Genomic DNA, 13,505 nt, shown 5'->3' with positions numbered 1-13,505 from the left:
GGAACCTTCCCCTCCGCTCGCAGCGTCAGTCGGCCTGGTTCTCGGGCCGCGCCTATGCGTTCTCGGGGAAGTGGCACGCCACCTGGTGGCCGGTCCGCAGTGCCGTCAGCGGCGGTTCCTGGCTCGCGCACACGTCCTGCGCCTTCCAGCAGCGGGTGCGGAACCGGCAGCCACTGGGCGGGTTGATCGGCGAGGGCACGTCGCCCTTGAGCAGGATCCGCTCGCGCCCGCCCTGCTGGCGCCGGCGCGGGTCCGGCACCGGGACGGCCGACATCAGGGCGGTGGTGTACGGGTGCATCGGGCTGCGGTAGAGCGAGTCGCGGTCGGCGATCTCGACGATCTTGCCGAGGTACATCACCGCCACCCGGTCGGAGACGTGCCGGACCACCGAGAGGTCGTGCGCGATGATCAGGTAGGTCAGGCCGAGCTCCTGCTGGAGGTCGTCGAGCAGGTTGACCACCTGCGCCTGGATCGACACGTCCAGCGCCGAGACCGGCTCGTCCGCGATGATCATCTTCGGCTTGAGCGCGAGCGCCCGGGCGATGCCGATGCGCTGGCGCTGGCCGCCGGAGAACTCGTGCGGGTAGCGGTTGTAGTGCTCGGGGCTGAGCCCGCACAGCTCCAGCAGGTCCTGGACGGCCTTCTTGACGCCGCCCTCGGGGTGGACCCCCTGCAGCTTGAACGGCGCGCTGACGATGGTGCCGACGGTGTGCCGCGGGTTCAGCGAGGAGTACGGGTCCTGGAAGATCATCTGGATGTCGCGGCGCAGCGGCCGCATCGCCCCGGTGCCCAGGTGGGTGATGTCGGTGCCCTCGAACTCGACCGTCCCGCCGGTGGGTTCGTCGAGCCGGGTGACCAGCCGCCCCATCGTCGACTTGCCGCAGCCGGACTCGCCGACGACGCCCAGCGTCTCGCCGGCGTTGACGGTGAAGTCGATGCCGTCGACGGCCCGCACCGCGCCGGTCTGGCGCCGCAGCAGTCCGCCGCGGATCGGGAAGTGCCGGGTCAGGCCGGTGACCTTCAACAGCGGCTCGCGCTCGGGGGCGGGCGCCGGTGCAGGGATGGTGGCCCCCTGAGTGTCCGTCATCGGTTCTCTCCAGAATGGTGGTACGGGGCCGGGCTCACAGCCGGGGCGCGATCTCTTCGGCGAAGATGCGGTGCCGCTCGTCGGCCGCCAGGTGGCAGGCCGCGAAGTGCCCGGGCGCGGCCTCGGTCAGCACCGGGACCTCGCCCGTGGAGCGCCCGCCGGTCAGGTCGGCGTACGGGCAGCGCGGGTGGAAGGCGCAGCCGGACGGCACGTTGATCAGGCTGGGCGGGGTGCCCCGGACCGGCACCAGCCGGTCCTGCAGTTCCCGGTCCAGGCGCGGCATCGAGCCCAGCAGGCCCCAGGTGTAGGGGTGTTCGGGCGCGTCGAAGAGGGTCTCGGCGGGCCCGCGCTCGATGCACTTGCCGCCGTACATGACCAGGATGTCGTCGGCGAGCTCGGCGACCACCCCGAGGTCGTGGGTGATGATGATGACGGCGGAGCCGAACTCCTGCTGGAGGTCCCGGATGAGGTCCAGGATCTGCGCCTGGACGGTGACGTCCAGGGCGGTGGTGGGCTCGTCGGCGATCAGCAGCGAGGGGTCGTTGACCAGGGCCATGGCGATCATGGCGCGCTGGCGCATGCCGCCGGAGAACTGGTGCGGGTAGTCGTCCACCCGGCGGTCCGGCTGCGGGATGCCGACCCGGTCGAGCATCTCGATCGCGCGGGTCCTGGCCTGCCGCTTGGAGGCCTGGGGGTGGTGGACCCGGTAGGCCTCGACGATCTGCTGCCCCACCGTGTAGTAGGGGTGCATCGCGGTCAGCGGGTCCTGGAAGATCATCGCCAGTTCCCGGCCGCGCAGTTGGCGCACCCGGTCCGGCCCGGCCGCGATCAGGTCCTCGCCGTCCAGCCGGATCTCGCCGCTGATCCGGGCCCGCTTGGAGCGGTGCAGGCCCATGATGCCGAGCGAGGTGACGGACTTCCCGGAGCCGGACTCGCCGACGATGCCGAGGGTGCGGCCCTTGTGCAGGTCGAAGCTGACCCCGTCCACCGAGCGGACCAGGCCGTCGTCGGTGTCGAAGTGGATCCGCAGGTCGCGCACGGACAGGAAGGGGTCGCCCGGAGAGCTGGACGCGGCGTCCGCCGGGTTCTTCTGGAGGTCGGTCACGAGAGCCTCACGCGGGGGTCGACGAGGGCGTACAGGAGGTCGACCACGAGGTTGCAGGCGACGATGAAGAAGGCGGCCAGCAGGGTGACGCCGAGGATCTTGGGCAGGTCGTTGTCGGAGATCGCCTGGACGGCGAACTGGCCGATGCCCTTGAGCGAGAAGACCTGCTCGGTGATCAGCGCACCGCCGAGCAGCAGACCGAGGTCCATGCCGAAGATGGTGACGATCGGGGTGAGCGCGGAGCGCAGGCCGTGCTTGACCACCACCTTGCGCTCGGCCAGGCCCTTGGCCCGGGCGGTGCGGATGTAGTCCTCGCTCATCGTCTCCAGCATTCCGGCGCGGGTGAGCCGGGCGTAGAGCGCGGAGTAGAGGAAGGCCAGCGAGACCCACGGGAGGATCAGGTTGCGGGCCCACATCAGCGGGTCGGCGGTGAAGTCGACGTACTCCAGGTTGTCCAGGATCGGCCACTCGTAGCTGAACACGGTCAGCAGCAGGGCGCCGGTGAAGAAGACCGGGAGCGAGACGCCGGCCAGGGCGATGCCCATGGAGAGCCGGTCGAAGATCGAGCGCGGCTTGAGGGCGGAGATCACGCCGGTGGTGACGCCGGAGACCAGCCAGAGCACCGCCGCGCCGATGGCGAGCGAGATGGTGACCGGGATCCGGCTGGTCATCTCCGGCCAGACCTCCAGGTGGTTCTTGAAGGAGTAGCCGAAGCAGGGCACGTGGCAGGTGGCCGGTTCCGGGCCGAACTTGTACTCGGCGCCGGTGACCAGCGCCTTGAGGAAGTTCCAGTACTGGGTGTACAGCGGCTGGTCGAAGCCGAGGTTCTGCTTGACCGCCTGGATCGCCTCGGGCGAGGGGTTCTTCCCGATGTACTGCGCGGCCAGCTGGTCGGTGGTCTCGCCGGCGATGCGCGGGAGCAGGAAGAAGATCGCGAAGGTGACCGCGCTGACGACGACCAGCAGCGCCGCGGCCGCGAGGATCCTGCGGATGATGTAGGCAAACACAGTTGGGCGGCTCCGGCGGCCCGCCGCCGTCCGGGATCTTCCGGACGGCGGCGGGCGCCGCTGCCTTCACCTGCCTTCAGGGATGCGGAGCCAGGCTCTTTACTTGGTGGTGCCGATGTTCAGGTAGTCGTACTCACCCGAGAAGGCCGGGGTGGACGCCAGGTTGGTGGCGCTGTCCGGGCGGTACAGGAAGACCTTGAAGTCCGTCAGCGGGACGTACACCGCGTTCTCCATGACCTTCTTGTCGATGTCGCCGTAGATCTTCTCGCGGGCGGCCCGGTCCGGGTTGACCGCGGCGTCGTCCAGCATCTTGTTGACGGCCGGGTCGTTCAGCTGGGCCAGGTTGCTGTTGCCGGAGGCCTTGATCGCGCGGCCGTCGACAATCTGCTGCAGGAAGCCGTAGCCGGTCGGCCAGTCGGCGCCCCACTGCATCATCATCAGACCGATGTTGTGGTCCTGGGTGTACTGCGGCGCACCGGCCGAGTCGGTCAGGTACTTGCCCTGCGGGAACTGCTGGATCTCGGCGTTGATGCCGATGTTCTTGAGCTGCGCCTGGATCGCGGTGGCCGCGGCGACCTCGGTCGCGCGCTCGGTGCGGGCGGACAGCACGGTGGAGAAGCCGCCGTCCTTGCCGCAGGCCTTCAGGGCGTCCTTGGCCTTGGCCTGGTCACCCTTGTTGTCCTTGGTCTCGAACAGGTTGAAGTCCTGGTGGCCCGGGATGTCCGGCGGGAGCACGGTGTTGGCCACCTGGCCGCGGATCGGGCCGCCGAGCGCGGTCTGCACCGCGACCTTGTCGACCGCGAACTGGACGGCCTTGCGGCACTCGATGTTGTCGAACGGCGCGACCTTGGTGTTGATCGCCATGTAGACCAGGCGGCCGCCGTAGGCGTTGTCGGTCTTCGCCTTGAGCTTCGGGTCGCGCAGGATCTGCGCCTGGGTCTGCGGGTCGACGCCGCCGCCGACCAGGTCGACCTGGGCGTTGCCGGCCAGCAGGTCCTTGTCGATGGTGGCCTGGTCGATGTTCATCTTGAGCACGATCTTGTCCGCGAGCTGCTTGCGGATCGGGTCGGTGCTCTTGTCCCAGTTGGTGTTCGGGACCAGGACGGCCTGCTTGCCGTCCTCGTAGGACTGGAACTTGTAGGTGCCCGAGGAGACGACGTGCTTCACGTAGTCGGCACCGGTGTCCTTGGCCTGCGGGACCGGCACCGTCTGCGGGGCGCTGACCAGGTAGTCGAAGTCCGCGAAGGGGTGCTGCAGGTGGAAGACGATCGTGGTGTCGTCCGGCGTCTCGATCGACTTGAGGTCGCCGGTCTTGTCCTTGTACGGACCCTGGTACGGCGTGGGGTTGTCGACCAGCAGGTCGTGGAAGTACGTCGGGCCGTTGGAGTTCACCTCGGGCGCGAAGTTCGAGCGCTCCACGGCGTACTTGACGTCCTTGGAGCTGATCGGGGTGCCGTCGTCGTACTTGAGGCCGGCGCGCAGCTTGTACGTCCAGGTCAGGCCGTCCGCGCTGGGCTGGCCCAGCGACTCGGCGAGGTCCGGGACCAGCTTGTTGCCGTCCGCGCCGGCGGCCGGGTTGAAGGTGGTCAGCGGACGCCCGTACAGGCGCGAGAAGTTGTAGATGTAGGCGTAGTAGGTGTTGCCCGGGTCGAGGGAGTCCGGGGTGCCCTTCATCTCGTAGGTGACCGTCCCGCCCTTCTTGTCCGAGGCGTTGACGATCTGCTTGGTGGCCGCGTCGGCGCCGCCACCGTTGGAGTCGGCCGAGTTGGAGCTTCCGCTGGCGCTCTTCGGGCTGGACGAGCAGCCGGTGACGACCAGGACCGCGGCAGCGGCCACGGCGGTCAACGCGACGGTACGGGACCTACGCATGGATGGGATCAACCCCTTGAGGATGTGGAGGAGGGAGGGCCTGGCGCCTGCGCATTGACGCAGGGTCAGTTGCTCTTGGGATCGAGGGCGTCACGCAGCCCGTCGCCGAGCAGGTTGAACGCGAGCACGGTGATGAAGATCGCGACACCGGGGACCACCATGTACTGGGGGTCGACCTGGTAGTAGTTCTTCGCGTCCGCCAGCATGCCGCCCCAGGAGGCCTGCGGGGGCTGGATGCCGACGCCGAGGAAGCTCAGCCCGGCCTCGAAGAGGATGTTGGTCGGGATCAGCAGGGTCGAGTAGACCAGGATCGGGCCGACCAGGTTGGGCAGCAGTTCCTTGAACAGGATGAACGGGCCGCGCGCACCGAGGCTGCGGGCCGCGTGGACGAACTCCCGCTCGCGCAGCGAGAGGGTCTGTCCGCGCACGATCCGGCCCATGTAGGGCCAGTTGAAGAAGCCGATCACGAAGATCAGCACCAGGATGTGCAGCGGCAGGCCGTGCAGGCCGAACGCGCCGCCCTGGAGCGAGGCGGAGATCGCGATGGCGAACAGCAGCAGCGGGAACGCCAGGAAGACGTCCATCAGCCGGCTGATCAGGGTGTCCACCCAGCCGCCGTAGTAGCCGGCCATCACTCCGAGCACGGTGCCGATGGTGTTGGAGAGCACGGTCGCGCCGAAGGCGACCAGCAGGGAGACCCAGGAGCCGTCGACCACGCGGGAGAGCAGGTCGCGGCCCTGCAGCGGGTCGATGCCGAGCAGGTGGTCCCCGCTCATCCCGCCCCAGTCCCCGAGCGGGAGTCCGCCGAGGTTGGCGTCCAGCAGGTCCGGGTTCGGCTGGTCGGGGTCGAGCCCGAACAGGGCCTCGATCGGGCCGGACAGGACGGCCAGGAGGATCAGCAGGATCACCACGACGCCGCCGGCGACGGCGGCCTTGTCCCGCTTGAAGCGGGTCCAGGCGATCCGACCGAGGGAGCGGCCCTCGATCGTCTTGGCCGGGCTCGGGGAGGCGGGCGCCTCGGGTTCGTTCCCGGCGGTAGTGATGGGTGCGGTCATGGTCAGTTGGTCCCCTCGCCGACGGTGGCCGGCCCACGGGTGCCGGGCGCCGGCTTCGGCGGTACGGCTGCGGACGTGCGGAGGTGCTAGGAGCAGGTGGTCGCGGCAGTGCGTCGTGCACGGGCAATGCCTCCACGCGGGATGGGCGTCGCGTGGATCGAGCGGTCGGCGTGCGCGTTCACCTTCGTGGGGTTTCCAGTACGCGCGATGCGTTGCGCAGAACTCTCTGTCATCCGAACTGGCTTGCGCCAGCCCTGACAACCGACAGATGCCCAACTGTGATCTGCCTGCATGCACGCCTCCGATCTTCGGCATATACCTCTTCACATGGGTGTAACTGCCATGTCAAGCTGCCTCTGCGGAGAGTGGGGAAATTCGTCCGGAAAGCACCGAAGCCGACCTGATGGTGAATCAAGTCGGCTTCGAGTGACAGATTGTGGTTATCGGGTTTGGTGATCAGCGCCCGGGGTAGCCGGGCCACTGCGGCTGGGCCTGCTGCCCCCAGCCCGGCGCGGGCGGCTGGGTGCCGTACGCGTAGCCCGGCATCGACTGCCCGGGTACCGGCTGGCCGGGCACCGGCCGCCCCGGCATCGACTGGCCCGGGTACGGCTGCGGCACCGGCGGGTACGGGCCGGTCTGCGGACGCCCGGCCTCCCGGTCGAAGAACGGCCGCGCGTTGGCGCGCATCCACAGCGCCACCGGGTCGAACTCGTCCGCCATCGCCACCGTGGACACCGCGAGCCCCTCCGGGGCCACCGCGATCGCGCGCTGCATCAGCGCCCGCACCGCTTCCACGGCCGGCGGCGAACTCTCGTACAGGTCGAGGCCGATCGCCAGGTACGGCTCCCCCACCGCCGGCTGCACCCAGGCCCGGCGCAGCGCCCGCACCGCGCGCACCTCACCGGCCTGCCGCTCCAGCAGCGCGAAGAACTGCTGCGCGTCGACCTGCGGCTCGCTCAGCTTCAACGGACCGGCCGGCAGCCGGTCCAGGCCCGCGGCGACCCGCCGCAGGTCCGCCCAGGGCACGCCGACCCCGCCGCCCGGCGCGTGCGGGTTCAGCCACAGGCCCCAGCGGGTGCGGTACAGCGAGGCGGCGATCTCCCGCCCCGAGATGACCTCGTGGGCCCGGGCCCAGCCGGAGGCCGTCAGCTGCTCGGGGGAGGTGACGGCCGGCGCGTAGCCGTGACCGCTGATCTCCATGTTCCCGTACTGCGCGTCCGGGCTGCCCGGCGTGCCGTGCCAGAGCAGCATCCAGACCTGGCCGTCGGCCAGCGCGTGCAGCAGCCGCTCGTACGCGTCGAAGCGCTCCGGCGCGACCTCGCGCAGAGCCTGCTCCAACCCGCCCGGGTCCGCGCCCGGGCGCCCGGCCGGTGCCTGGCCCCAGGGCCCCGGCGCCCCGCCCGCTCCCGTTCCCGCACTCATGCGCCCACCTCGCCGCGCCTCTTTCCTGAACCCGCCGGCCCGTCAGCCGCCTGCACGCACCCTATGGCGCGGCACCGGCCGCCGCCACGGCGACGTGCCTGTGAAGGATCCCCGCTCACACCCGCGAGTAGAAGGGCATGACCCGGGTCGACAGCCACTCGACCACCGGGTCGTCGGCGAGGTCGAGCAGCACGAGGTGGACGCCACCCGGCAGCGGTGCGGTTCCCAGGGCTCGGCCGAGCGCCTCGTTCACCGCCCCCGGGTCGGCCGGGGCCGCCGGATCGAGCTGCACGCCCACGAACATCACGGTCGGCTCGCCCTCGATGCTGGCCAGCGCCCGGCGCGCGGTCAACACCCCCGGCAGGGTCGACAGTTCGGCCCGGCAGGCGGCCAGGAAGTGCTCCGGGTCCTCGCCCGGCACCGGCTCGCGCAGGGCCACCCGACCGCCGGTCGGCCCCTCCGGCTGCTGCTCCCAGCGGTCCTCCCGGGGGCCGCGGCGCAGCTCCGCCACGCCCTGCGGGGGCACCGGGATGCCCACCGCCGCCTCCGGGTTGACCGCGATGCCCACGCCCAGCGGCAGCCCGCGGGCGAACTCCCAGGCCGGCGCGACGGCGAAGGCCATCCCCGGTGCCTGCTGCAGGAACACCTCCTGCGAGGAGAACACCGGTACGTACGGGGCCCCGGCCAGCTCGACGGTCGGCAGGTCCAGCGACTGCCCGGCCGGGTCGCCCCCGGCCGGCAGCGGGATCCACACCTGGCTGCGGGCCAGCACCTCGATCACCCGCGGGGTCGCCCCCGGGTCGCCCAGCGCGGCCGTCAGCACCTGCTCCAGCTCGTTCGCCGGCCACGCGCCGCCCGACGGCGCCGCCTGCGGCCCGCCCCACCCCTGCTGCTGCTCCACCGGGTACTCCATGCGCCGCCGATCCGGCCCAGGGCCGGGTCGGCCGCCCACTGCTGCGCCGACGCGATGATTTTAGGGCCCGGGTCCGCCCGACCGCGGTGTGACCGGGTCCCCTCTCCCCTCCTCCGCGAGGACGTGCCATGATGTGCGCGTCCGACGGCATGCGCCGCGGGCCCCCACAACTCCACACCGGCCGCTCGAACCCGCGCGGGAGAGCCCGGAATGCCCCTCAGGGGGCACAGCCGGCGCCGAAGGAGCAAGTCCTCCCCGGAATCTCTCAGGCCCCCCTACCGCGCGGGTTAGGCACATCTGGAAAGCGGCGCACGACCCGGTCGCGCGCCCACCCACGGTGCAAGCCGCCGTCCTGTCCCCGATGCTGGAACCAGCCGACGCTGGTGCCGGCTGCGGGCAGGTGGGCGGTGAAGCTCTCAGGTTCGACGACAGATGGGGAGACCCACGCCGCCGCATGCCCGCGCGCGGGGTCGGTCCCCGAGCGGGTCCGGTCCGGCGCGCGCACCCCTGAGTGCCCCGACCGAGGAGTTCCTGGCCATGTCGTCCCTCCGCCTGACCGCGCTCGACGCGCTGCACCGCGCCCTCGGCGCGACCATGACCGACTTCGCCGGCTGGGACATGCCGCTGCGTTACGGCAGTGAGCGCGAGGAGCACCTCGCGGTCCGCACCAAGGCCGGTCTGTTCGACCTCTCGCACATGGGCGAGATCACCGTCACCGGCCCGCAGGCCGGCGAGATGCTGGACCACGCGCTGGTCGGCTTCGTCTCCGCGCTCGGCGAGCTGCGCGCCCGCTACACCATGATCTGCGCCGAGGACGGCGGCATCCTGGACGACCTGATCGTCTACCGGCTGCGCGAGGACGCCTTCCTGGTCGTCGCCAACGCCTCCAACGCCCAGCTGGTGCTGGACGAGCTGATCGCCCGGGCCAAGGGCTTCGACGCCGTCGTCACCGACGACCGCGACACCTACGCGCTGATCGCCGTCCAGGGCCCGGAGGCCACCGCGATCCTGGCGGAGACCACCGACGCCGACCTGCCCGGCCTCAAGTACTACGCGATCCTCCCGGCCACCGTGGCCGGCCGGGACGTGCTGCTGGCCCGCACCGGCTACACCGGCGAGGACGGCTTCGAGATCTTCTGCGCCCCGGCCGACGCCGAGCCGGTCTGGCGGGCGCTGACCACCGCCGGCGAGGGCCGCGGCCTGGTCCCGTGCGGCCTGTCCTGCCGCGACACCCTGCGCCTGGAGGCGGGCATGCCGCTGTACGGGCACGAGCTGTCCACCGACCTGACCCCGTTCGACGCCGGTCTGGGCCGGGTCGTGCGCTTCGACAAGACCACCAACGAGGGCGCGTTCGTCGGCCGCAGGGCGCTGGAGCAGGCCGCCGCCGCGGCCGAGACCAACCCCCCGAAGGTGCTGGTCGGCCTGGTGTCCGAGGGCAAGCGGGTCCCGCGCGCGGAGTACACGGTGGTCTCCACCGAGGGCGCCCCGATCGGCCGGATCACCTCGGGCGCGCCGTCCCCCACGCTGGGCAAGCCGATCGCGATGGCCTACGTGGACGCGGCCCACGCCGCCCCCGGCTCCACCGTCGCGGTGGACGTCCGCGGCAAGCACGAGCCGGTCCAGGTCGTGGCGCTGCCGTTCTACAAGCGCGCCCGCTGAGGCCGTCGCCGCCCCTCGTTTTCCCATCGGCGCACGTCGGAGCCGTCCGTGCGGCGGCCCGCTGCGTCGTACCCGCTTCCCATCCTGGAGAATGACGCCATGAGCAACCCCCAGCACCTGCAGTACACCAAGGAGCACGAGTGGCTGACCGCCGCCGAGGACGGTGTCTCGACGGTCGGCATCACCAAGCACGCCGCCGACGCGCTCGGTGACATCGTCTACGTGCAGCTCCCCGAGGTCGGCGACACGGTGACCGCCGGCGAGACCTGTGGCGAGCTGGAGTCGACCAAGTCGGTCAGCGACCTGTACTCCCCGGTGACCGGCGAGGTCACCGAGGTCAACCAGGACGTCCTGGACGACAACAGCCTGGTCAACAGCGCCCCGTTCGAGGGCGGCTGGCTGTTCAAGGTCCGCGTGGAGGCCACCGACACGCTGCTCAGCGCCGCCGAGTACGACGCGCTCACCCACGCCGAGGGCTGAGCCCCGCCGGGGCGGGCCGCAGCACGGCGGTCCGTCCCGCTCCCACCGTCCCTCCGCTCTCCTCCCCGGGAAGACCACACCATGACGGTTCTCAACCAGTCCCTGCACGCCCTCGACCCGGAGATCGCCGCCGCGGTCGACGCCGAGCTGCACCGCCAGCAGACCACGCTGGAGATGATCGCCTCCGAGAACTTCGCCCCGGTGGCGGTCATGGAGGCCCAGGGTTCGGTGCTCACCAACAAGTACGCCGAGGGTTACCCCGGCCGCCGGTACTACGGCGGTTGCGAGCACGTCGACGTGGTCGAGCAGATCGCGATCGACCGGGTGAAGGCCCTGTTCGGCGCCGAGCACGCCAACGTCCAGCCGCACTCGGGCGCGCAGGCCAACGCCGCCGCGATGTTCGCGCTGATCCAGCCGGGCGACACCATCCTGGGCCTGAGCCTGGCCCACGGCGGTCACCTGACCCACGGCATGAAGATCAACTTCTCCGGCAAGCTCTACAACGTGGCCGCGTACCACGTCGACGAGAAGACCGGCCAGGTCGACATGGCCGAGGTCGAGCGCCTGGCCAAGGAGCACCAGCCGAAGCTGATCATCGCCGGCTGGTCCGCCTACCCGCGCCAGCTGGACTTCGCCGCGTTCCGCCGGGTCGCCGACGAGGTCGGCGCGCTGCTCATGGTGGACATGGCGCACTTCGCCGGCCTGGTGGCCGCGGGCCTGCACCCGAACCCGGTGCCGTACGCGGACGTGGTCACCACCACGACCCACAAGACCCTGGGCGGCCCGCGCGGCGGCGTCATCCTGTCCAAGGCCGAGTGGGCCAAGAAGATCAACTCCGCGGTCTTCCCGGGCCAGCAGGGCGGTCCGCTGGAGCACGTGATCGCGGGCAAGGCCGTCGCCTTCAAGGTCGCCGCCTCGGAGGACTTCAAGGAGCGCCAGGAGCGCACCCTGGAGGGCGCCAAGATCCTCGCCGAGCGCCTGCTCCAGGCCGACGTCGCCGAGGCCGGCGCCTCGGTGCTGTCCGGCGGCACCGACGTCCACCTGGTCCTGGTCGACCTGCGCAACAGCCAGCTCGACGGCCAGCAGGCCGAGGACCGGCTGCACGAGGTCGGCATCACGGTGAACCGCAACGCCGTCCCGAACGACCCGCGCCCGCCGATGGTCACCTCGGGCCTGCGGATCGGCACCCCGGCCCTGGCCACCCGCGGCTTCCGGGCCGAGGACTTCCGCGAGGTCGCCGACGTCATCGCCGAGGCGCTCAAGCCCGCCTTCGACGAGACCGTCGCCGCCGCGCTCAAGGCCCGGGTCACCGCCCTGGCCGAGAAGTACCCGCTCTACCCGAACCTCTAGTTCGGCCGCGGGTGACCGGCCTCACTCCGGCCGGACACCTGTCACTCCGGGGCACCGCGCACACTGGAAGTGCGCGCGGTGCCCCGTTCCGTGCACCGCCCAGTCCCTCCACGAGACCAGACAAGGACGTCCCCCGTGGCCCTCAGTGTCTTCGACCTCTTCTCCATCGGCATCGGCCCGTCGAGCTCCCACACCGTCGGCCCGATGCGCGCCGCCCGGATGTTCGCCCGCCGCCTGCGCTCCGAAGGCCTGCTGGAGCAGGTGACCGCCGTACGCGCCGAGCTGTACGGCTCGCTGGGCGCCACCGGCCACGGCCACGGCACCCTGAAGGCCGTCCTGCTGGGCCTGGAGAACAACTCGCCCCGCACCGTCGACGTCGACCAGGCGGACAAGGACGTCGAGCGGATCGCCGCCGAGAAGCGGATCAACCTGCTCGGCGAGCGCCCCATCGACTTCGACCCCGACAGCCAGGTGATCCTGCACCGGCGCCGCTCGCTGCCGTACCACGCCAACGGCATGACCCTGTGGGCGTTCGCGGCGGACGGCTCGACGCTGCTGGAGAAGACCTACTACTCGGTCGGCGGCGGCTTCGTCGTGGACGAGGACGCGCTCGGCGCGGACCGCGTCAAGCCCGACGACACCGCGCTCAAGTACCCCTTCCGCACCGGCGACGAGCTGCTCCGGCTCAGCCGGGAGACCGGGCTGTCGATCTCCGGCCTGATGCTGGAGAACGAGAAGGCCTGGCGCAGCGAGGAGGAGATCCGCACCGGGCTGCTGGAGATCTGGTCCGTGATGCAGGAGTGCGTGCGGGCCGGCATGAGCCGCGAGGGCATCCTGCCGGGCGGGTTGAAGGTCCGCCGCCGGGCCGCCTCGGGCGCCCGGGCGCTGCGCGCCGAGGGCATCGGGCCGGCCAACGCGATGGAGTGGGTGACCCTCTACGCGATGGCGGTCAACGAGGAGAACGCCTCCGGTCGTCGGGTGGTCACCGCCCCGACCAACGGCGCAGCGGGCATCATCCCCGCCGTCCTGCACTACTACCTGAACTTCATCCCGGGTGCGGACGAGGACGGCATCGTCCGCTTCCTGCTCGCGGCCGGCGCCATCGGCATGCTCTTCAAGGAGAACGCCTCCATCTCCGGCGCCGAGGTCGGCTGCCAGGGCGAGGTCGGCTCCGCCTGCTCGATGGCCGCGGGCGGCCTCGCCGAGGTCCTCGGCGGCAGCCCCGAGCAGGTCGAGAACGCCGCCGAGATCGGCATCGAGCACAACCTCGGCCTCACCTGCGACCCGGTCGGCGGCCTGGTCCAGATCCCCTGCATCGAGCGCAACGGCATGGCCTCGGTCAAGGCCGTCACCGCGGCCCGGATGGCGCTGCGCGGCGACGGGCGCCACCACGTCTCGCTGGACAAGGCGATCAAGACGATGAAGGAGACCGGGGCGGACATGAAGATCAAGTACAAGGAGACCTCGCGCGGCGGCCTCGCCGTGAACGTCATCGAGTGCTGATCGCGGCCCGCTGACGAGCCCCCGGACGGACCCCGTCCGGGGGCTCCCGCGTACC

At 71.1% G+C, this 13,505-nt stretch carries 11 protein-coding genes and 1 riboswitch; of the genes, 4 read left to right on the top strand and 7 right to left on the bottom strand.

The features are described 5' to 3' along the window. Positions 1-52 precede the first annotated feature (52 nt). From ACFV8H_RS06140 to ACFV8H_RS06110, 7 genes are all read right to left on the bottom strand, one after another. A complete protein-coding gene (locus ACFV8H_RS06140) occupies positions 53-1,087 on the bottom strand; it encodes an ABC transporter ATP-binding protein (RefSeq protein WP_380396872.1) in 1,035 nt (344 codons plus the stop codon). Positions 1,088-1,121: 34 nt separating this feature from the next. After that, complete coding sequence (locus ACFV8H_RS06135) at positions 1,122-2,192, bottom strand: ABC transporter ATP-binding protein (protein ID WP_380396870.1); 1,071 nt, start codon at positions 2,190-2,192, stop codon at positions 1,122-1,124. After that, a complete protein-coding gene (locus ACFV8H_RS06130; RefSeq protein ID WP_380396868.1) occupies positions 2,189-3,199 on the bottom strand; it encodes an ABC transporter permease in 1,011 nt (336 codons plus the stop codon). The genes ACFV8H_RS06135 and ACFV8H_RS06130 overlap by 4 nt, the downstream gene beginning before the upstream one ends. A gap of 99 nt (positions 3,200-3,298) precedes the next feature. After that, entirely contained in the window at positions 3,299-5,068 is a 1,770-nt protein-coding gene (locus ACFV8H_RS06125; protein ID WP_380396866.1) for an ABC transporter substrate-binding protein, read from the bottom strand. Between the two features lie 65 nt (positions 5,069-5,133). Continuing rightward, the gene (locus ACFV8H_RS06120; protein ID WP_375891532.1) at positions 5,134-6,123 is read right to left on the bottom strand and encodes an ABC transporter permease; all 990 of its coding nucleotides are present in this window, start codon (positions 6,121-6,123) and stop codon (positions 5,134-5,136) included. 456 nt (positions 6,124-6,579) lie between these two features. Further along, positions 6,580-7,545 (bottom strand): enhanced serine sensitivity protein SseB C-terminal domain-containing protein, encoded by a 966-nt coding sequence (locus ACFV8H_RS06115; protein WP_380396864.1) that lies wholly within the window; start codon positions 7,543-7,545, stop codon positions 6,580-6,582. Between the two features lie 115 nt (positions 7,546-7,660). Further along, a complete protein-coding gene (locus ACFV8H_RS06110; protein WP_380396862.1) occupies positions 7,661-8,458 on the bottom strand; it encodes an enhanced serine sensitivity protein SseB C-terminal domain-containing protein in 798 nt (265 codons plus the stop codon). A gap of 186 nt (positions 8,459-8,644) precedes the next feature. Continuing rightward, a riboswitch (glycine riboswitch) is annotated at positions 8,645-8,749 on the top strand. A 246-nt stretch (positions 8,750-8,995) separates the two neighbouring features. Between ACFV8H_RS06110 and gcvT the strand changes: the two genes are divergently transcribed. From gcvT to ACFV8H_RS06090, 4 genes are all read left to right on the top strand, one after another. Then, positions 8,996-10,117, top strand: a complete 1,122-nt coding sequence (gene gcvT, locus ACFV8H_RS06105; protein ID WP_380396860.1) for a glycine cleavage system aminomethyltransferase GcvT — start codon at positions 8,996-8,998, stop codon at positions 10,115-10,117. A gap of 99 nt (positions 10,118-10,216) precedes the next feature. Continuing rightward, positions 10,217-10,597, top strand: a complete 381-nt coding sequence (gcvH, locus tag ACFV8H_RS06100; protein ID WP_375891528.1) for a glycine cleavage system protein GcvH — start codon at positions 10,217-10,219, stop codon at positions 10,595-10,597. An 81-nt stretch (positions 10,598-10,678) separates the two neighbouring features. Continuing rightward, entirely contained in the window at positions 10,679-11,947 is a 1,269-nt protein-coding gene (gene glyA, locus ACFV8H_RS06095; protein WP_375891527.1) for a serine hydroxymethyltransferase, read from the top strand. Positions 11,948-12,082: 135 nt separating this feature from the next. Beyond that, a complete protein-coding gene (locus ACFV8H_RS06090) occupies positions 12,083-13,450 on the top strand; it encodes an L-serine ammonia-lyase (protein WP_375891526.1) in 1,368 nt (455 codons plus the stop codon). The last annotated feature ends 55 nt before the right edge of the window (positions 13,451-13,505 follow it).

It is taken from the genome of Kitasatospora sp. NPDC059827, from assembly GCF_042731675.1.
GTDB lineage: Bacteria > Actinomycetota > Actinomycetes > Streptomycetales > Streptomycetaceae > Kitasatospora.
Note: the sequence above shows the minus strand (reverse complement) of the source record. Positions and strands in the feature narration are given on the sequence as shown.